Origin of the sequence: Vibrio sp. McD22-P3 (assembly GCF_021568915.1) — a bacterium.
Lineage (GTDB): Bacteria > Pseudomonadota > Gammaproteobacteria > Enterobacterales > Vibrionaceae > Vibrio > Vibrio mediterranei.
The window spans coordinates 1-18,924 of the sequence record NZ_JAKGTN010000012.1; the positions used below are offsets into that span (position 1 = coordinate 1).

Annotated in this window: 21 protein-coding genes and 1 tRNA gene; 3 read left to right on the forward strand and 19 right to left on the reverse strand. The window is 43.3% G+C overall.

Translation table 11 applies throughout. The features are described 5' to 3' along the window. Positions 1–55 precede the first annotated feature (55 nt). The 3 genes from L2W36_RS14950 to L2W36_RS14960 are packed head-to-tail and all read right to left on the reverse strand — an operon-like array spanning position 56 to position 1,881. A complete protein-coding gene (locus L2W36_RS14950; RefSeq protein ID WP_236110455.1) occupies positions 56–505 on the reverse strand; it encodes a hypothetical protein in 450 nt (149 codons plus the stop codon). Between the two features lies 1 nt (position 506). Beyond that, positions 507–851 (reverse strand): hypothetical protein, encoded by a 345-nt coding sequence (locus L2W36_RS14955; protein ID WP_236110456.1) that lies wholly within the window; start codon positions 849–851, stop codon positions 507–509. After that, complete coding sequence (locus L2W36_RS14960; protein WP_236110458.1) at positions 841–1,881, reverse strand: hypothetical protein; 1,041 nt, start codon at positions 1,879–1,881, stop codon at positions 841–843. Before L2W36_RS14960 ends, L2W36_RS14955 begins: the two co-directional genes overlap by 11 nt. Before the next feature lie 342 nt (positions 1,882–2,223). On the opposite strand from L2W36_RS14960, the gene L2W36_RS14965 reads away from it, so the two are divergent. Together L2W36_RS14965 and L2W36_RS14970 are read left to right on the forward strand one after the other, a co-directional pair. After that, positions 2,224–2,376, forward strand: coding sequence for a hypothetical protein (locus L2W36_RS14965; RefSeq protein ID WP_236110460.1), 153 nt, complete (start codon positions 2,224–2,226; stop codon positions 2,374–2,376). Further along, a complete protein-coding gene (locus L2W36_RS14970) occupies positions 2,373–3,959 on the forward strand; it encodes a recombinase family protein (RefSeq protein WP_236110462.1) in 1,587 nt (528 codons plus the stop codon). The genes L2W36_RS14965 and L2W36_RS14970 overlap by 4 nt, the downstream gene beginning before the upstream one ends. On the opposite strand, the gene L2W36_RS14975 is transcribed toward L2W36_RS14970, so the two are convergent. The 3 genes from L2W36_RS14975 to L2W36_RS14985 all read right to left on the reverse strand — a co-directional run bounded on the left by L2W36_RS14975 (position 3,951) and on the right by L2W36_RS14985 (position 7,249). Continuing rightward, a tRNA-Ser gene (locus L2W36_RS14975) sits at positions 3,951–4,038 on the reverse strand. The two genes, L2W36_RS14970 and L2W36_RS14975, sit on opposite strands and share 9 nt — an antisense overlap. A 141-nt stretch (positions 4,039–4,179) precedes the next feature. After that, positions 4,180–4,629: an L-alanine exporter AlaE gene (locus L2W36_RS14980; RefSeq protein WP_038223284.1), complete on the reverse strand. Its 450-nt coding sequence runs from the start codon at positions 4,627–4,629 to the stop codon at positions 4,180–4,182. 415 nt (positions 4,630–5,044) lie between these two features. Next, entirely contained in the window at positions 5,045–7,249 is a 2,205-nt protein-coding gene (locus L2W36_RS14985) for a hybrid sensor histidine kinase/response regulator (RefSeq protein WP_062463640.1), read from the reverse strand. A 111-nt stretch (positions 7,250–7,360) separates the two neighbouring features. On the opposite strand from L2W36_RS14985, the gene L2W36_RS14990 reads away from it, so the two are divergent. Continuing rightward, positions 7,361–7,930, forward strand: coding sequence for a UPF0149 family protein (locus tag L2W36_RS14990; protein WP_124940913.1), 570 nt, complete (start codon positions 7,361–7,363; stop codon positions 7,928–7,930). Positions 7,931–7,969: 39 nt separating this feature from the next. On the opposite strand, the gene L2W36_RS14995 is transcribed toward L2W36_RS14990, so the two are convergent. The 13 genes from L2W36_RS14995 to cydX form a co-directional block, all read right to left on the reverse strand. Beyond that, on the reverse strand, positions 7,970–8,914 hold the full coding sequence (locus tag L2W36_RS14995) for a hypothetical protein (protein WP_236110463.1): 945 nt from the start codon (positions 8,912–8,914) through the stop codon (positions 7,970–7,972). A 10-nt stretch (positions 8,915–8,924) separates the two neighbouring features. Beyond that, the gene (locus L2W36_RS15000) at positions 8,925–10,226 is read right to left on the reverse strand and encodes a BamA/TamA family outer membrane protein (protein WP_236110465.1); all 1,302 of its coding nucleotides are present in this window, start codon (positions 10,224–10,226) and stop codon (positions 8,925–8,927) included. 161 nt (positions 10,227–10,387) lie between these two features. Continuing rightward, a complete protein-coding gene (locus L2W36_RS15005; RefSeq protein ID WP_236110467.1) occupies positions 10,388–11,419 on the reverse strand; it encodes a potassium channel protein in 1,032 nt (343 codons plus the stop codon). 116 nt (positions 11,420–11,535) lie between these two features. Beyond that, positions 11,536–12,597, reverse strand: coding sequence for a quinolinate synthase NadA (gene nadA / locus L2W36_RS15010; protein ID WP_236110469.1), 1,062 nt, complete (start codon positions 12,595–12,597; stop codon positions 11,536–11,538). A gap of 371 nt (positions 12,598–12,968) precedes the next feature. Then, positions 12,969–13,757: a tol-pal system protein YbgF gene (gene ybgF, locus L2W36_RS15015; RefSeq protein WP_006075299.1), complete on the reverse strand. Its 789-nt coding sequence runs from the start codon at positions 13,755–13,757 to the stop codon at positions 12,969–12,971. Positions 13,758–13,841: 84 nt separating this feature from the next. Next, complete coding sequence (gene pal / locus L2W36_RS15020) at positions 13,842–14,366, reverse strand: peptidoglycan-associated lipoprotein Pal (protein WP_006075298.1); 525 nt, start codon at positions 14,364–14,366, stop codon at positions 13,842–13,844. 30 nt (positions 14,367–14,396) lie between these two features. Beyond that, positions 14,397–15,725, reverse strand: a complete 1,329-nt coding sequence (tolB, locus tag L2W36_RS15025; protein WP_006075297.1) for a Tol-Pal system beta propeller repeat protein TolB — start codon at positions 15,723–15,725, stop codon at positions 14,397–14,399. Between the two features lie 37 nt (positions 15,726–15,762). Further along, positions 15,763–16,785 (reverse strand): cell envelope integrity protein TolA, encoded by a 1,023-nt coding sequence (tolA, locus tag L2W36_RS15030; protein ID WP_006075296.1) that lies wholly within the window; start codon positions 16,783–16,785, stop codon positions 15,763–15,765. Between the two features lie 13 nt (positions 16,786–16,798). Next, the gene (locus L2W36_RS15035; RefSeq protein ID WP_006075295.1) at positions 16,799–17,242 is read right to left on the reverse strand and encodes an ExbD/TolR family protein; all 444 of its coding nucleotides are present in this window, start codon (positions 17,240–17,242) and stop codon (positions 16,799–16,801) included. After that, a complete protein-coding gene (tolQ, locus tag L2W36_RS15040; RefSeq protein ID WP_006075294.1) occupies positions 17,242–17,928 on the reverse strand; it encodes a protein TolQ in 687 nt (228 codons plus the stop codon). The genes L2W36_RS15035 and tolQ overlap by 1 nt, the downstream gene beginning before the upstream one ends. Continuing rightward, positions 17,918–18,337: a tol-pal system-associated acyl-CoA thioesterase gene (gene ybgC, locus L2W36_RS15045; RefSeq protein ID WP_006075293.1), complete on the reverse strand. Its 420-nt coding sequence runs from the start codon at positions 18,335–18,337 to the stop codon at positions 17,918–17,920. Before ybgC ends, tolQ begins: the two co-directional genes overlap by 11 nt. A 183-nt stretch (positions 18,338–18,520) precedes the next feature. Beyond that, positions 18,521–18,823 (reverse strand): cyd operon protein YbgE, encoded by a 303-nt coding sequence (ybgE, locus tag L2W36_RS15050; protein WP_006075292.1) that lies wholly within the window; start codon positions 18,821–18,823, stop codon positions 18,521–18,523. Further along, positions 18,816–18,923 carry a cytochrome bd-I oxidase subunit CydX gene (cydX, locus tag L2W36_RS15055; RefSeq protein WP_006075291.1) on the reverse strand — a complete coding sequence of 36 codons (108 nt, stop codon included), beginning with the start codon at positions 18,921–18,923 and terminating at the stop codon, positions 18,816–18,818. Before cydX ends, ybgE begins: the two co-directional genes overlap by 8 nt. Position 18,924: the final 1 nt, after the last annotated feature.

An 18,924-nucleotide genomic window follows, 5' to 3' on the forward strand; every position in this document is an offset into this window, starting at 1 on the left:
TCAGGAACTGTGAGCCTGTTGGCGAAGTCCACCTAAATCCAGAAAGAGAAGCTGCTTAATAAGCAAGCAAATGATGACAACTACCTTGAAAAACGCCGTCATATATAGAATCTATATTTTTTGGTAACTTTTTCTTATAAGATACTTGGTATTTATTTGAGCACACTTTACAAAGAGGCATCAAATTTTTGATTTCTTTTATTAGCTCTGGGTATTCTTTATTTTGACCAATTGGATGAGAAAAAACCAAGTCGGAGCTTTTGAAGCTAATCTCATTTAGGCAAAGCGCACATCGGTGATTGAAAGCAACAACATATAGATCTTTAAATTCTTGTACTTTAGTTAATATATTTCTATATTCTTCTAAGTTTTCCCATTTATCTTGGTCATACCTATACCCTTTGTAGCTAACTCTTTCTTTAAAAAAATGGTAACTATTTTCTAGAACATCTCTTAAAAATTTGTCAGATAAAATTCTTTTGTAATTAATATTTCTAGTAAGCATATCATCTCAAATTTTTTAATTTTTTTGTGGCATAAAAATGACAAGAAACTAATGATTTCTGGTCTGTGTTTAGTTCAAGGTAATCAACTTTACGTATGTCTTTTCCAAGAAGAGTTAGGTTTTCATAAAGAACTGAAACCTCATTCCCCGACAACTCAAGAAGAATCTTTTGTGGCTCATCTGGTTCAATGGCTATGCCATATACCTTCTTTAATACTCTTGCGACCATTTTAGGAGTCAAAACGTCTACATGTTTGTTAGAAACCAGATAGTCAAAAATAAACCTAGAATTATCACTCAGGCTATATTTAAAATTATCTGATTTCAAACTATCATCATGCATCATTTAATACTTTGAGTAGGTTTTTATATTTATCGTCAGAATAGGCTTTTCTCAATACACCCTCAGTTAATGGTCTGTTTTTTAGGTTATTTATCATATATTTCCTTCCAAGTAACGATAAATTTCCAAATTCAAAATCCATCGCTATATAGAATGGGTCAATTATATAGTCAATCTTTTCCATGCCCGCCTTATGATATACCTCTTCACGTAAATCATTTAGCTCTCCTCTCTGAGAGAGTTTCTCATGTCTACTAGTGCCTGACGGACAAAGAAATTTCAATTCTGACACAACCCCTAAATCTACATCATCATAAAGTAACTCTACTTTATCAAATAGATTAATTTTATGATTAAAAAATAATTCACCGTACTTTAATTCATAAATTGAATTTATATGGTTGGTGAAATCTCCCTTAACTCTTCTTAAATCAGATAAGCCAATTTCATCAGCACGATCAATCATCACGTAGATCTTATTTAGATCTTTTTCAATTCTTACGGTATTAACAAAGACTTTTTTACCCTTGGTTTTAGCAATGATTTTGTCAAAACCGTCATCGTAGTAACTTTCTTTAATTGCACTCTGCTCTAAGATCACTTGCTCTGTACATTCAGCATAGTGTAAGAAGTAATATGTAAGGCAATTATTGGATTCTTCTTTAGCAAACAAACTAAACTCATCAGCTAACTGTTTTTTGTCAATATCAACGATGGAGTTTACTAAGAAACTTTCTGGCTTTGACTCATCCAGTAAGGCTTTTAAATTATCTACTTTCTCGTGGTCAAACTCGTAGCACTCAAATAACCTAGAGCCGTACATTAGTAGACTTTCAAGTACAGTAAGTAAAGACTTGTGAAGGAAGTCGTGCTTTGTCGTATCTTCTAATAGTTCTTCAACGAGTGCATCCCAACCAAGTGAAGTCTCTAAGCCCATGCTACCAAGCATTGTTTTAGCTGTTGAAATTCCAACTCTGCGATAGATTGAGATTAATATTGTCTTTATTTCTTCTTTTTTTGTGCCTGGAGTCACGATTTATACCTTCATAGTGCCACTATCGGCTGATTGTATAAGAACTATCGCCATAAAAACATGACACACGTTAAAAAGTGTTGCATATGATCTGAGAGTCAGAGCCTAGACATGACCTTTTAGAACTATTTGCTATAAGTAGAGAGATAAGAAATACAAATGAGAGAAGGTAGAAAAGAACATTGGGATATGTTTTTGAAATTACTCAGGATTTTAAAAAATATAGATCTCACATTAATTACACATAATAGCAACAAAAAGTCAACATTACAAATATAATTGCTTGCAATTCATACAAACCTGAACCATCACTTACTTGTGTTCTAGTTAAGGAATAGCGTGATGATTAACAAACAGAGTTTAGACAACCATACACTTAACGTTTATTTAAAACCAAATGTAAATGCAAATAGATCAGTTGTTGTTGAAATGTTGCCTGAGGATGTGCTGTTTGAAATCATCAAAGAGGTTTCTGGCAACGGAGACAACAAATGAAGGTTGCAGCTTACATACGAGTTTCGACTCTTGAACAGGTTAAGTATGGAGACTCTTTGGATGGACAGAAAGAATCTGCTAAGCGCTGGGCGAGAGAGAATGGTCATACAATAACTACGTGGTATGTTGATGAAGGCAGGAGCGCTTACAAAGGTACACATCGTCCTTCTTTCCAGAAGCTGATAGAAGATGTCTCAAGTGGTGAGTTAGAGATTGATGCAATATTAGTTTTTTCTCTATCTCGGTTTAGCCGAAGACTACTTCAACAACTAAACGCATTTGAAATATTAAAGAACAATAATGTCACCGTACTTTCAATAACGGAGCCTTTGCCTGATGACCCTTCTTCAAATTTCTTGATGACAACTGTCATAGGCATGGTTAATGAGCAACAAAGCCAGCAAAACTCAAAAAATGTGAAAGAACGATTGGCTGATACAGCAAGGAAAAACTATTTTACTGGTGGCAGGATTCCTTATGGCTATACATCGATTGACGTAGAGGGTGAAGATAAGCTCAGAAGGAAGAAGTTGGAAATCCACCCTGATGAAAGTCATGTGGTGAAAAAAATATTCAATCTGGCTCTCAATGGGATCAATGGTAAAGCTATGGGGATCAAAGCTATTTACACTTGGTTGAATGAAAACGGATTAACTTTTAGAGGGAAGCGTTGGACTCGAAACTCTGTAAATCGAATCCTGCGAAACACTACTTACATTGGAGAGTTTGTTTTTCGAACAAACACAAGTAATTCAGGTATTACTGAAGAGATAATTGTCACAGTCCCTCGAATCATAGAAGATGATAAATTTAGGAAAGTTGGGGATGGACTCGACTTTAGAAAACCTAGCAACACAGAAAAGAACAAAGGACCATTGTCGAAAAGTCTTTTAACTGGGATCCTCAGGTGCGGGAAATGTGGTTCCAATATGTCACTTATGTCGGGTAAAAGTGGGCGATACCAATATTATGTTTGTAATCAGAAGAAGAACGTGAGCGCTAAAGCTTGCTCTTGCCCTTATCTATCTAAAGAGCATATAGATAAAGCTGTACTAGGTGCGATAACTAATGAAGTCTTGAACATCGAACACGTAAACTCATGTTTAGGGAGAGTTAAAGAGATCCTTGATGATAAACGTTCAGCGTCAAGTCAGAGCGTAATGCAATTAAACAACAAGCGCACAAGGTTGGAGCAATCTATATCGACTCTTTTAGAGCAAATAGGCACTGGTCAATTGATGTCAAGTACGACTGTGAATCAATTTATTCTTGATAAAGAAAAAGAGTTAGCTTTTGTAAGGGATCAACTATCTGAATTGGAGTCTTTGGCTAACATTCTAGGAATGAAGTTTAGTAAGGAAGGTGCGAGTCAATTTATACAGAGAGCTACCCAATACATCTTGAGCACAGAAGAAGAAACATTGAAACAGTTCCTAATGGTGCTTGTAGATCAAATTGTAGTATTACCAAACCAGCAGCAACTTAAAATGACATGCTCAAATATGGGGATGCTCAACCTAATCCCAAAAACAAAAATGGGAACTGATTTCTCAGTTCCCATTTTCGTATCAATGTGGCGGTGAGTGAGAGATTCGAACTCTCGATACGTTGCCGTATACACACTTTCCAGGCGTGCTCCTTCAGCCACTCGGACAACTCACCGTATTGTTTGTTAGCGCTGTTGGCTAACGAGGCGCTAATTTAATGATTATCCTTGATGGGGTCAAGTGCAAATCGGGAAAAAAGCGCTCTTTTTTAATTGTTTGCTTACTTTGTGATTAATTCGATCAAATGATCGGCAAATCAGACGCTTTGGTAGTAACCTGGCACTCGGAACCAGCGGCGACATAGGTCTAGGAAGTAGCCGTAAAGTACGCCCATTCCGCATGATACTACTGCGTTACTCGATACTGCGGTGATGATCTGGTCAGTCGATGCGCCTACAGTAAATAGAATCGCCGCGTATACTGGTGACTGGAACGCTACATAGGCGATTAGGTCTGAAATGGCCTTCATGGTGCCTGAACCTGATACTTTCGCGCCTTGTCTTAGTGCCCAGTCACGGAAAACGCCATATGGCCATGCAATCGCAATATTAACGGGGATCGACAGTAAACGTGATGCCAGTGACTGTTCGAACGTCATGCCAGATACTAATACTTCGATTAGCATGCCAGAGACGAAACAGAAGACGACCATAGCAAAAGTGTCTGCTGCGGCGTTACGAATACAAAAAGGAGCTTTAGGTTTCAATTCAGGAATCTCGCGGAATAATAAACTATCAAAAAATGCTTTTGGCAATTCATATAACTAGATATATTTTACTATCTAGATTTCGTCGCTATTAGAACACCAATTTAGTAGTTTTACATACCGTATTTAAAGTCACTTGGTAAATTAATCACCAATTTTAAAGTTCAAACTAGATAAACTCGCTATTTGTTGTAATTTGATTACATTTATTGACTATACCACTGATATTCAGTGAGTTAGTGGCACGTTGTGTACAATAGTTACAGCTCTAAACAATAAGATTCTCTTGGCTAAGCAGAGTTTACTTAGGCTTACGGGATGGATGGCGCTTAAATAGGTGTTTTATGAAATCTAGTGAGTTGAATAACAAGCTAGGAAGGTGCAATGACGCCAATAACGGCGTCACTACGAAGGGTTAACGCAAAGGCTCTACGTTCGAACGGCGTTTGCTTGAGAACTGGAATAGCTTGTTGGCGTATTGATACAGAGCATCGTCTAATACTCTTTCATCAATGGGCTTACCAACAATAAAGTCTGCGCCAGCGCCTAACATGCGCTCTCGAGTCTCTTTAAAGACATCGGCGGTACAACCGAAGATCAAGGTATCTTTTTCACGGCCGAGCATATTACGGATACCCGCGATAGCCTCTACCCCATCCATAACAGGCATATGGTTATCCATTAAGATAAGATCAAACTGTTGGGTTGAGACGGCTTTTAGTGCCAGTTCGCCGTTTTCTACTGAAGAAGTGATAAAGCCTTTGCGCTTCATAAAGGTCTCGATAATGATGGTGTTGGTGCGATTATCCTCGACGATAAGTGCTTTGAGTCCACGATAGTCGAGATGACGTTCAATATGAACATCTAACGCTTTTGGTTTGCATGGTTCAAGTTGGACGCGAACCGTAAACTCAGATCCCATCCCTTCCTGACTGGTTAGCGTGATGTTGCCTCCCATACAGTGAGTAATCTCTTGCACTATCGCAAGACCAAGCCCAGTACCTCCAAAACGGCGCGTGGTGCTCGATTCGGCTTGCTCAAATGGCTTAAACACTCTCGCTTGCGCGTCGGGTGAGATTCCTATTCCAGTGTCTTTAACTCGGATAACGAGCGCCGTCACGCCATCATTCACTTCTTCAGACAAGTAGACTTCCACCATTCCTTGCGAAGTAAACTTAACCGCGTTGTTGAGCAAGTTAAATAGGATTTGACGCAGGCGCGCTTTATCGCCGGAATACCAGCGAGTTTCATCAACTTCCGAGAAGACGCTAAAACGTAGCCCTTTCTCATTGCATAAGGTGTGATAAACGCTGTGCATACTGCCAATGATGGAGCTAAGCGGGAATGGGCGATTTTCAAGCTCAAGGTGGCCTTGCTCAATCTTCGAGTAATCCAATATCTCATTCAACAGAGACATCATATGATCGCCTGAATCATAAAGGGTTTTGAGTAGTTTGCGCTGCTCTAGATTGAGGTCGGTTTTAAGTAAGATTTGAGCGGTGCCCAATACACCGTTCATCGGTGTTCGGATTTCATGGGAGAGCGTGGCTAGAAACGCCGTTTTTGCTTTAGTGGAAGCCTGCGCTTTGACGCGCTCTTGGTCTAAGTAAATGGTTTTTTCATTGAAGGTGTCGATTAGGTAGCGAATCTCGTCCGGACTTTGATAGTTAATATCGATACTGCCGCCCTCTTTGGACTCATCGACTTTCTTAGCAATATCAGTAATCGGCTTAATGAGATATTGGCTAATAAGGTAATAGCCAAACATCAAACAAAGCAGCATGACCGGCACGATACCCAACTCGACTGCCATTACGATGTCTGAGACTTGATCGGATACCAGTCGTCTCGCATTGACGACTTCTAGACTCCAATCAAAATCACCAAATTGACGTTGACTGACGTAAATATCACGCCCTACTCGGAAGTTGTGCTCGGTAATCACATGATTGTTCGTATCGCGCACGATCACCCCAAGATCGTGCTCTCTTGCTTTACTTTTGACGAATTTCACTAGGTTTTCCAATGAAAGATCGACGGTAGCGACTCCGGCAAATTGACCATTTAAGTAATAAGGCGCTGAAGCCGTGATCATTTGCACGTGGGTATAAGGATCGATGTACACCTCAGACCATGTAATAGTATTCACAGGCTGATTTTTTACTGAGGTGTACCACGGCTCTAAGTGATAGCCGTCAGCTTCGGGGTTGTTCCAAAGATCAATTTTATCCACCGTTCCATCACTGGTACGGTTATAGAACAGACTGGTGAGTTTAACGTTGGGGTCTACAGAATACGGTTCAGGCCAAATGCCACCACTCACGGCGATGCCATCATTGAGCTTAAATACCTGACAGAGTGCTTCATCGAGTGCGGTGCGGTTTTCAATGGACTGCGCCATAGCGACGATGCTTTTCAATACACCCACAGAGCTGGAAAGTGGCGCTGAGATCTCGGCGGCGAGAAACTCGTTTTTGATATCGAGATTTTCTTCGAGCTTGGCACGAACTGGAGACTCCACCACCATATAGGTGATGCTTCCGAATACCGCGATAAACAGAGCTAGGTACAGCGCTAGCGCGACGACACTTTTCTTTTTGAGAGACTCGTTGATAACCATAACTAGAGAAGCGATCCTTTTCTTCTTGTTCGACTCAGATAATTTCGTCTATTTTATTCGTCTGTAGCTTGTTACTATTAAGCATCATTTTCGCCTTTACGGTAAAGCATTTTGACATTAAAAGACATACTTTCCCTTCCTGAGTTAGAAGGTAAACTTCTTAACGAAGCGCAAACACAAGGCTTTGTCACCTCGATGGCCGCTGCGCCACATACGTTACCACCTGAAGAGTGGCTACCGTTTCTGTGGGGTGGTGAGGAAGTAGCACCATTCACATCCGGTGAGCAGTTAGAAACTTACGCACAAGCAATTATTGGCTTGTGGAACGACTTCCGCCCTGCTCTATTAGACGGCGAATGGCAATGGCCGGAAGGTTGTGACCTAGATGAAGAAGAGATCGTGACGTTAGCAACCAAAGACTTCTGCGAAGGTGTTCTTCAAGGTTGGCAATTGGCTAGAGATGACTGGGAAACCATCATGCCAGAGCACAGTGAAGACAACGCTCTGTTAGGCGGCGTGCTACTGTCATTGAGCATGCTTTACGACCCAGAGACATCTATCGCAACGCTACAAGCACAAGGTATTGAAGGTTTGGAGCAGTTTGCTGAAATCTATAATGCCATGCCAATGATGCTTTGTGGCATTACGCAAAAAGGCGCGGTACTAGCTGAGCAGCAGTAATGCAAAAAGCTCCTCATAATGAGGAGCTTTTTATTATTTTTAGAAACGGTAACCCATCGACACAATCAGCTGATTCCAGTTCAGAAAGCTGTATTCCGCCATCAAGTTCCACTCTTTCTCATAACCAAAGTCGTAGACTGCTGCGAGTGACATGTTGGATGTTTCTTTGCTTTTTAGGTTTACGTCAAAGCGCAGTTCATCAGCAAGGTTCAAACCACCAACTTGCAAGTCGGTTAAGCTACCTGTCACATTCTGCTCAATGCTTTGATACTGATAACCCAATAACATCGTTAGCTTACCGTAAGGTACGTCATAACGCTGACCAACTCGCACCGCACCGATTTTGGTTAAAATGGTACTGTCTGTCGTGGTGGTCCAAGCATTGGTTACAGCACCCGCTGCCGTGACAATAATTGGGTTGAATCCATCGATCACTTCAAACTGCGTCGCAAGTACCGCACCAATACCTAAGTTGTAGGCTTCATATTCGATGTTGATTGGTATGGTCGCTGGTACAGGAAACGGTTTACCATTACGTGTTGCATTGGAAAGATCGGCGCTGATCTCCTTATTTCCTTCGGTATAGCCTGCTAAACCATAGACATTTAGGAATGGAAATACCCATGCGTCGAGTCTAAGCTGAACACTCTTATCAGACCCTTTGATCGATACATCATCTGCTGGTACGACATAGTGATTAGGCTTGTTACGACCGCCAAGTAGCCCGCCTGTTGCGTCAATTTTGAAATCATCCGTCGCCACATATTCAACATCTTGAGAGTTCATATAAATGCCAAAACCAACGGGAATCGGTAACTCATAACCTAGGTCACGAGCCTGCTCACCCCAAACCGGTAGACCACTCCAGTGCGCTTGGTTCTTCTCTCTTTCTACTTGTTGTTTCAGTTCATCACTCGCCGCATATACAGTATTTAATACCATATAAAGGGATGTAAGAACGAGTATGGTTAGTAATCTAATCAAAACGGTTTACCTAAAAAGCTTCAGTAAAGTTGAAATAAAATGCCGAGCCATGTTTACCCATCCCTAAATCAAGGCGGATATTCATGCGCGGTTGAAGTTCATAGCGATAGCCAATGCCATAAGACAAAATAGCGTGTCCCGACAAATCTTCGACAGACTCTCCCACCGAGCCCACGCCCGTCCATGCGGTAATGCCATGGTTAGATAGCGCGCCTGAGCTTCGACGGAATGTATGTCGGTATTCTGCGGTTACTTCTGCCGTCACCTTGTCACGATATTGGCCATGATAGTAGCCGCGCATCGAGTTTGCGCCGCCTAGTTCAGGCATGTCGTAATACGGAGTATCACCAAAAGCTTGTTGGAATCGGCCTAGCACTGCCAACACTCGACCCTTCTGGAAACTGTGGAAAGTTCGATATTCCACGTCCAGTTTCTGGTACTCAGCTTGACTGCCTAGTGCTTCGCTATACAGCAGCACCTCTGTTCTAAACAAAGAACCACTCCAAGGGTTAACGGCAACGTCACGAGAATCGTATTGAATGCTGCCACCTAGACCCCATGTAAAAGGTTTATCTTTGAACTCGTTAAAGTTCTCATCCAATATCGCCGAATCAGGTTCGGTGATTGGACTAAAGTAATTCAGCTTAATTGCGGGGCCTGCAAACCAGTTGTCGACAATTCGAAATATCAAATTGCCTTTATAATTGTTGGTGTTGGCTTTGTATTGAGTGACATCACCAAAATCAAACTGTTGCGCGGCATCATAGCCGATCCCCCAATAGTGTTTGCCTTGAGTACCTGCGTTCCATGCGCCTTGGAATTGAATATCATCGTTATTCCAAAACAGGTCATGTTTAGCTCGTAAGCCATAGCCTACTTCCGAATCAACATAGTTACCGATGATAAATGCCGAGACACTTGAGCGCTGCAGTTGTTGCTGTTCACGGTCGGTTTTGAATGAATACAAACCACCTACCGCAACAAGCACACCTTGTTCCGGAGTAAATGCAGGTCCACCCAGGAAGCTGAACATGGGTAACCCGTTCACTTCACGGTAGTATTTTTTTGCGTACTTTAGATCTGAGATGGTCTCTGAATAGCGGCTATCGGTATTGTCGTCTTTTAGTTTTGAGATAGCGTCATCGTATTCGTCTACCTTAGCGTCTGCTTTAGTAACGTCGTGTTCGAACACCATGTCTTCTTTCTTGGTTTCAAGTTGAGCATAGCTAGGTATAACGACATCTTCTTTCGCGGCCACAATAGATGGTGCAATAGCAGAAAGGACAAGTAGCGACAGCAAATTTACGCGCATGAATTGTAAGGTTCCCATAATCAATGAATGAACGTTCATTCATTTTTTCAAAAAAGCGCGCGCATAATAAACAGAACACATTTCCGTATCAAGATATTTTTCTTTCTCAAATTATTCACATTTCAAATATCGATGAACAATTTGATGACATAGGCTTGTGGCTAGAGCTTTTTCCAAGAAAAATTGTCAATTCGCTCGTCGGCGATATAGAACAATTTATTGCCAGCGGAAATGGATTGTTCGAGATCTGGGTTAAGAATGATGCCATTTCCTACATCCACTGCGATTAAAGTCGCTTGGTACTCTACTTTCATCCAGTTGAACAAGGCTTCGACCGATGAGTCTGGAGCATCGCTTGGGTAGTGAACCGAGTATTGCGTCATGCCTCGTGTTGAGCTTAATAGCTCTTGATGTAAAGCACTTGAACCAGGATCAACCGCGGCCTTAGCAAGCATTTCCGCTCCTACAGCTGGGATACATTCAGAGTTTGGACAGTGTTGATGTAGAAGGTCGCTCAGCGCTTCGTCTTTGAAATAAACCAGCAGGTGAGCATTAGGGTTGCGGTTTGAGCAATAAAGGGCCGCAGAGAGGGTTATATCATCTTCGGGGTTATCAATAAGAATACAACTAGCGGTTTCGATGTTGGTTTTTTCCATTTCTCGTCCGTCGGTGTAGCTGTTCACTTTGACAAAAGAAATCTCACCGGGAAGCGGGTTTTCGATATCCGAACGACTGCACAACACTATAGGTCTGCGACCTGTTTCTTCATGTTGCAACATACGAATAAGATGAATAGTACGCTGACCATTCCAACCCAACATTAGAATATGATTTTCCACAGTTACTTTCCTTTTACCGAGTTGTCCAGAACGCCAAGAATCGAGCCCGAGTGCTGCTAAACGGCCAAGTAACGCCGCAAACAACATCAGTCCCCCAGGGATGACAAATAAGATAGCTACCCAACGACCTGCTTCTGTCGTTGGAGATAAGTCGCCATAACCAACCGTTGAAGCGGTAACGACAATAAAATAGATGAATTGAGAAATAGGAACCGTCAGGTCTGTTTCGCCACTGGCTCTGAGTAATACCCATGATAAGCCAGCATAAAGCAAAATGGCGGCCGCTAAGCTTTTAAACCTGAGTTCGAACAGATGAGAATGAAACCATTTTCTAAGTTGTAACCAAATCGCCACTGACTTCCCTATTCGTAGACGGATTATGTGTTAAGCATATATGAAAATGGCGAACAACATATACGAAAAAACCAGTCCGAAGACTGGTTTTTTGAGAACGGCGTTAACTTTAGTGGTTACGCGTTGCCTTTCACTTTAATTTGCAGTTGCTCAGCAAAGTCCAACATGCGATTTAAAGGAATCAGCGACTTAACGCGTAGCTCGTCGTCTACGAAGATTTCGTGCTCTTCACCGCCGTCTTTCAATGCTTTTTCAATGGCACGTAGACCATTCATCGCCATCCAAGGACAGTGTGCACAGCTGCGGCATGTTGCACCTGCGCCTGCTGTTGGTGCTTCGATCAGTTCTTTCTCTGGCACCATTTGCTGCATTTTGAAGAAAATGCCTTTGTCGGTCGCAACAATCATCTGCTTGTGCGGTAGCTCTTTGGCTGCTTTGATTAGCTGGCTGGTAGAACCAACAGAATCCGCCAGTTCAACTACGCTAGCCGGAGACTCCGGGTGTACCAGAATCGCTGCGTCTGGATAAACTGACTTCATGTCTTTCAATGCTTTAGCCGAGAACTCGTCATGGACGATACACTCACCTTGCCATAAAAGCATGTCTGCACCAGTCTGGTTCGCGATGTACGACCCTAGGTGACGATCTGGGCCCCAAATAATTGGTTTGTCTTCGGCGTCTAGGTGCTCAACGATTTCAAGGGCGATACTTGATGTCACAACCCAGTCAGCTCGTGCTTTTACGGCTGCAGAGGTGTTGGCGTAAACCACAACCGTGTGGTCAGGATGCGCATCGCAGAATTCAGTGAACTTGTCCGCAGGACAGCCAAGGTCTAGAGAACATTCCGCTTCTAGAGTTGGCATCAGAATGCGTTTTTCTGGCGTTAGGATTTTTGCTGATTCACCCATAAAGCGAACGCCAGCAATGATCAACGTCGACGCACCGTGGCGGTTACCGAACTTCGCCATTTCAAGAGAGTCACCCACGAAACCACCCGTCTCTTCTGCAAGAGCTTGGATTTCAGGATCGGTGTAATAGTGTGCAATCAAAACCGCGTCTTTTTGTTTTAATAGCGTTTTGATGTTTGCAATGTATTGCTGTTTCTCGTCATCACTTAGAGGAACAGGCTTAGGGGGAAACGGATATACCGTATCAATAGTGTCTAAGATGTGGCTCATAGCGCATGCTCTATGCTACTTCCAAATAGTCCGAGCATTGTACACGGATATTCCTACAAGGACAAAGGCAGGCCTGAGGTAATCGACCAAAGTTGAATAGAAAGTGGCCGCATCGGGCTAAGAGTGTGATGGGTTGTAATGAAGCGTTGAGGTTGGAAGAGAAAGCAATTATATCCACAACTGCCACAGCAGTTAATTTTGGGCGCCCCCCTGCGGAGGCAGGGGTCTTATTCCAGCGAGTACTGAACGCGCTTTGAGTAGATTCCTGCCTGCGCAGGAATGACGAGCCTTGGGTGGTTGGGTTCGCTTTAGGTGAACGCCCGCCAATGCAGGCGCCCGGCTATAAAAGCGACAACGCACCTATCTGATTATTACTTCAAATTAGACTGAGCAACTTTCGCAGAAGAACTACCTGGGTACTCAGCAATTACTTGCTCGTAGTACTTTTTCGCTTCTGCTGCTTTGTTGCCGCGCTTCGCTAGATCGCCCAATTTAACTAGTGCATCTGCACGTTTGTTGGATTCTTTAAAGCCTAATACCGCTTTAAAGCTCTTTTCTGCTTCTGAATCTTGGCGTTTAGCAAAGTAAAGCTGACCTAACCAGTAATGCGTGTTCGGCATAAAGGTTGAGTTTGGATAGTCTTTTTGGAATTGCTTGAATGCTTCGATAGCACCGGCGTAGTCACGCTTCTTCAGGATAAGGTCTACAGCATTTTGATAGGCGGTTTGCTCATCAGCGTCTGTGCTGAATTTGCCTTGAGGTGCTGTGCTGTCTTTTGCTACAGGAACTGGGACTGCGGCCGTGCTTGCTTGAGAGCGAAGTTTGTCGATCTCAATGAATAGTTCTCTCTGACGCTGCAACATTTGCTCCATATCGTAGCTGTTGCGTTCTAGCTGACCACGTAGAGTTGCGATTTCTTGCGTCATTTCATCGAGCTGTTGCTGCATTTGCAACTGAACTCGGTTTCGGTTCTGAAGCAGACGTTCTAAGCGTTGAACGTCAGTTTCATTGGTTGCAGCATGGGCTGCTGAAATAGAGGCAGCAGTTGCCGAGGAAGATGTTGCGCTCAAGTCGGTAACCGGTGCTTTTGTCGCATAAGCTGTGCTTGCTGCGCCGGCTAGTAACGTAAGCGTAACAACGCGCTTAATGTTACTGTTCATAAAGGTTATTACCTCAATTGCCGTGGCTTAAAACAATGAGTCGCAGCGCAAGGGCTGCGACTCAACAATCTTAAGCAGATTGAATTAGTAAACTAGAACTGCGCGACGGTTTTTCGCGTACGCGTCTTCAGATTGACCTAGTACTAGTGGTTTCTCTTCACCGTAGCTTACGATAGAGATTTGGTCAGCTTGTACGCCAAGAGCTTGGATGTACTTAGCTACAGCTTGTGCACGACGCTCGCCTAGTGCGATGTTGTACTCAGGAGTACCGCGCTCATCAGCGTGACCTTCGATAGTCACTTTTAGTGATGGGTCTTTGCTTAGGTACGCTGCGTGTGCTGCAAGCATATCTTCGTAGTCACCAGCAATTGTAGAGTTATCGAACGCAAAGTAGATAGTTTGGTTTTCACGAAGCGCTTTTTCTTTTAGCTCTTGCTCAGAAAGTTGTGCATTCTCATCAATTGGAGTAGCAACAACAGTTTCTTGCTGTTGTTGGTTAGAAGTTTCTGCACCTGTTGATGACGCAGCGTCATCAGTTGAGCTACATGCTGTCATCGCAAGAACTGGCAGTGCGATTAGCAACCCCTTAAAAACTTTGTTTAATTGCATTGTTATTTCCTTAACCTAAAAATTTAATTGCTATAAAAACGGTGACCATGCTGGGGCTCTTACACGCCCATTTGTAGCCGGTAATCTAGCTTTAAATCGTCCATCAATGGAGACCATAGAAAGGACGTTAGTTTTGTTATAAATAGAGCTGTATATCACCATGCCACCATTTGGTGCGATGCTTGGTGACTCATCTAGCAGTGTTTTCGTGAGGATTTGCACTGAACCTGTCTCTAAGTCTTGTTTTGCAAGATTAAATCCAGAGTTCGAGCGATTTACCATCACGAGGTAGCGACCGTCAGGGGTGATCTGCCCACCGAGGTTTTGTCTACCCTGCCATGTGATACGTTTAGTTTTACCGTCGGACAAATTTACTTCATAAATCTGAGGGTTACCACCCCTATCCGACGTAAAAATAAGGGATTTGCCGTCTGGTTTCCAGAACGGTTCTGTATTATTTGACCTACCGCTAGTAATTTGACGTAGTTTTCTTGTTTCAAGATTTAACGTATATACATGCAGTTGCCCAGTCTTTGATAGTGTTAACGCTAACGTCTTGCCATCAGGAGAAAATCTTGGCGCACCATTGTGACGTGGGAATGACGTAATCTTTTCACGCTTACCGGTATAGATGTTCATGATGAAGATTTCAGCTTGCCCGTTTTGGAAACTTACATAGGCAAGTTTTTTTCCATCTGGAGACCAAGCCGGAGACATTAGTGGCTGCTTAGAACGTAGAACAAGCTTCTCGTTATAGCCATCATAGTCAGCAATACGCATTTGATATGGGTACTGATCTTTGTCATTAACAACGACATAAGCGATTCGCGTTAAGAATGCGCCGCGCTCACCAGTTAGTTCTTCATAAACAAGGTCAGAAATGCGGTGAGCATATTCACGTAGGCGATTACCTGGAACGGTTGCTTTCTTCTTGAATAGGACGTGGTCGTTCGACAGAACCAGTTGACCATCATCACTTAGAGCCTTGGATTTTCCACCAGTCAATTGACCACGCACCACATCAACCAGCTGGTAGCTTACTTCATAATTACCTTCTGCGTTTTTCACGATGGTACCTGTTAGCAACGAATCAACACCAATAGATGTCCACGCCTCAAAGTTTATGTCTGACGCATCATATGGCGTTTGCGGCATTTTGCTGGTTGCTACAGGACTAAACTTACCACTTCGTTGTAAGTCTGATGCAATCACGGCCGAAACATCATGAGGAAGTTTTCCCTCACCTTCCCACTTAAATGGGACAATGGCGATAGGTCTTGCGGAATCAATACCGTCGGTAATGACAAGTTCTAAAGCGGCATTTGCAGTCTGAGCAGCGAAGCTCAGCACTAATGCCATTCCTAATAGTATTCGCTTAATCACGAGGTCTTCCTTTTTACTCTGGAACTACGGTCAGATTAATATTTTTAAGTTGTTGGTTCACATCCGCTTCTTTTGAAAGCGGGAAGGTTCCAACCTGAGCTATCGCACGCTTAGTCGCGGCACAAAGTCTGCTATCTCCATCGAGTACTGCAACTTGACCAGCGATAGCGCCGTTACCCGCAGGTATCAGTTTCAAGTTAACTCGACATTGCTTTCCCCGAAAGCTGTCCTCTAGAAGCAGCTTTTGTTGAATCAGCTGAGTGTAGATTGCGCCCATACGTTGTACTTCTGATGCAACGTGTTTAGAGCGCGCACTAGTATTCAGAGCTGCTTCACTTTCAAGGCCAGAGAAAATGTTATCTAGCGCGGCTTCTTGCTCCTTGCGCTCACGCTCGAGTTGCTGTAGACGCTCCTTCTCTATTCTGGCTTTTTCTGCTGCTTCTTTGGCGGCTTTCTCTTTAGCAATTCGTTCTTTTTCGGCACGCTCAGCGGCTTCTTTCTCACGCTGGGCTTTTTGTTGTGCTTCTTTGATCGCTCGTTCTTTTTCTAAACGTTCTTTCTCTGCCTTAGCTATCGCCGCTTCTTTAGCGACTCGTTGTTGCTCAGCAACACGAACAGCTTCTTCTTTGGCTTTACGTTCAGCTTCAGCTTTTGCAGCGCGCTGCCTTTCCACTTCACGGCGTTTCTCCGCCTCACGCGCTGCTTGAGCATCTTTCGCTTGTTGCTGTTTTAACTTGCGAATGCGCTCTTCTTCTGCTTTGCGATTACGCTCCAGTTGCTCACTTTCACGGCGTAACTTATCAAGGCGGTCTTGTTCTTTTTTAGCTGCGGTTTCGCGCTGCTTGCGAATCTCTTGCGCTTGTTGGCGCACTCTAGCAGGGTCGATGACCACCGCTTGCACCATGCCTGTTGGCTCCGCTTTGTTCATTGTGAAGTCTGTCCCCCACAATAAAGCGACAACCAGCATCAAGTGAGCAAACAAAGAGATCGCTATTGGCTTTCCGTAGCTAGAGTTATTCTTCTTATTGCTTTTCATACCGTTGCGATGACTATTCCCTGATATCGGTTAGTAGGCCCACTTTTGGAATACCAGCCTGACTTAACTCATCTAACAACAACACTACCTCTGCGTATGGGGTAGCTGCATCACCGCCTACTGCCACTGGCGAGTTTGGATTGATCGACAGCTCAGCTCGAACGCGAACAATAATGTCTTGTAAGCTAAGGCCTCTTTGCATGTCTTCGTTATTAACGCTCAAACCAAAATTCCCATCACGGTCGACTTCAACAATGATAAAACTTGCGTCGCTGTCACCGGCTAGCTCTGTTGCTGGCTTAGCGGTGGACGTTTTTGGTAGTTCTACATCCACCCCTTGAGTGACGAAGGGTGATGTCACCATAAAAATGATAAGTAGAACTAGCATAACGTCGATATAAGGAACGACGTTGATTTCACATGTCAGCTTGCGTTTCTTTGGTTGGTAGCCAGCCATTACTGCTCCCTACCCGCCATTGCTTGTCTGTGCAGGATACTGTGGAACTCTTCTGAGAAGGTCGCATAGTTGTGCTCCAACTTGCCTACTTTATTACTGAGTCGGTTGTACGCCATTACTGCTGGGATAGCTGCGAATAGGCCCATTGCTGTTGCGATCAGTGCTTCCGCGATACCAGGTGCTACCATCGCTAGTGTGGCTTGTTTTACTTCACCCAATGCGATGAACGCGTGCATGATGCCCCAAACGGTACCAAAGAGACCGATATATGGAGAGATAGAACCAACGGTTGCTAAAAATGGTAGGTTTGTCTCTAGATCTTCTACTTCGCGAGAAACGGCAACACGCATCGAACGCCCCGTTCCTTCCATAATGAAAGCTGGTGATTCAGCGTTAGATTTACGAAGTCTTAAAAACTCAGTGAAGCCGCTATAGAAAATCTCTTCCGTACCAGAAAGGTCGTCTTTTCTTTTTTTCACATCTTGGTAGATCTGCGAAAGATCGGCACCTGACCAGAACTTATCTTCAAACTCGTCGGAGTCTTTAGTAGCCTGTTTTAGTACCTTGCTGCGTTTGATGATCATCGCCCAAGATACGACTGACATCCCAAGCAGAATCAACATTACCAATTGAACCAGTAGACTTGCCTCTAGAATGAGGTCCACAAACGAAATATCAGCCGTCACTGTTTTTTAACTCCAATAAGATAGTCGAAGGGATAGCCTTCGGCTTCATTTTTATATTATCGATACATGCCACTTTAACGAGAGCCTTTGCAATTGTCACATTTTGCTCATCAACAATTTCTTGTTGAAATGTTAATGACGCTCGTTTGAATTCAGAAATATGTGTCTTCACTGTGAGGTGGTCGTCTAGCCGTGCACCGCGGATAAAATCAATATCGATATGACGAACGACAAAACCTACTTGTTGGTCAAGCAACTGACGTTGGTGTACGTTTCTGCTACGAAGCAACTCGGTTCTGGCGCGTTCAAAGAAATTGAGATAATTCGAATGGTAGACCACACCGCCTGCGTCGGTGTCTTCATAATAGACAGTGATGGGGAATTCGAAATACGGTGATAACTGAGACAAACTGGTAACTTCCTAATGAATACTGCGCTCTAATATAACGCAAGTGATTGTGTTTGTTATAAGAGCTGACAAAAAATTTTGAATAAAGTGCCAAAATTTACACTCAACTGATGAAGTTATTAGCAGTTTCGAAAGTTTGTTTGTTTAAAAAGGTAAAAAACCCGAGCATAGCTCGGGTTTTCTTTAGATAACGTACATTAACGTTAAGTAACTCAACACAGTTAGTGACAAGTACGGACTGAACACCGCTTGCCAGAGCCAGAACCTCGGTCGGAATCCGACTCCAAACACCATGCTGGCACAAACAGACAATACAAATAACAATCCTAAGAATGGCGAGAAGCCACCAATGGCGTCAGCGTATTGGTCTGGACTCCACATAAACAAACCGACATTAACAAAGCCGAGTATCAGAGATAAGACGCGCAATAGCGTCTTATCTACAGGTTTGTGGAGTTGCTCTAACTGTTGGTTAAGATTACTCACTGTCTTCGTCCATCATCTCACTGTGCTCTAACCAAAGAGCGTTGATGATGCCGAATGCACACGCAAGTAATACACCTAAAATCCAAGCGAAATACCACATA